We start from the raw sequence: 757 nt of genomic DNA on the forward strand, positions 1-757 counted from the left end.
GGGAGCAGCGGCTGCTGGACGACACCCTGTCACCGTGGCACGGGCGCCGTCCCGAAGTCGCGGTGGAGCGGCGCCTGATACGCTCCCGGATCCGCCCGGCCCTGATCGAGGCGAGCCGTGACGCGCAACTGGTCGTGGCAGGCGCCCGTGGCCGCGGCGGCTTCACCGGCCTGCTGCTCGGCTCGGTCAGCCAGGCCCTGCTGCACCACGCGCACTGCCCGGTCGCGGTGGTCCGCGGCAACCAGTGAGCCGATCAGTCCACCGCATCCCGCAGCGACCGCACCACCGCCGGCGCCGCCACCCACTCCGCGCGAGAGCCGCCCCCACGGGGATGTGCGGCCTCCCGCGGACGTGCTCGGCCCCGAGGGCCCGGCCGGATCGGCGTCAGGCGTGCCTGCGGCAGGGGCGCTCGCCCTCGGCCACCCCCACCGTTCTTGCTTCGCGTGGCGCAGGCGGAAGCCGGTTCCGTGCCGCTGGTGACGGTCCCGTCACTCGGCCGTGGCGAGGATGTGGGCCAGGGCCGCGACGGCCTCGTCGGCGTCGTCGCCTTCGGCGTGGACGGTCACGGTGCTGCCCGCCGTGGCACCCAGCCCCATCACGGCGAGGACACCGGTCGGATCGACCGTCCGGCCCGCGTGCTCCAACCGTATGGCGCTGGTGAATCCGGCCGCGGTCCTGGCGAGCCGGCCCGCGGGGCGGGCGTGAAGGCCGACGGGCAGCACGACCGCGGTCTCGTGCCGGGAGACGGTCGTGGTGG

The 757-nt window shown here is 76.0% G+C and carries 2 protein-coding genes; one reads left to right on the forward strand and one right to left on the reverse strand.

Annotation, left to right across the window (positions count from 1 at the left end):
* Positions 1 to 248: universal stress protein (locus IE249_RS37795; protein ID WP_229858806.1), on the forward strand; the 248-nt coding region annotated here is incomplete at its 5' end.
* 240 nt (positions 249 to 488) lie between these two features.
* On the opposite strand, the gene IE249_RS18860 is transcribed toward IE249_RS37795, so the two are convergent.
* Positions 489 to 757 (reverse strand): HPr family phosphocarrier protein (locus tag IE249_RS18860; RefSeq protein ID WP_229858807.1); only part of this gene is annotated, 269 nt, incomplete at its 5' end.

This window comes from Streptomyces anandii JCM 4720 (assembly GCF_014650655.1).
Taxonomy (GTDB): domain Bacteria; phylum Actinomycetota; class Actinomycetes; order Streptomycetales; family Streptomycetaceae; genus Streptomyces; species Streptomyces anandii.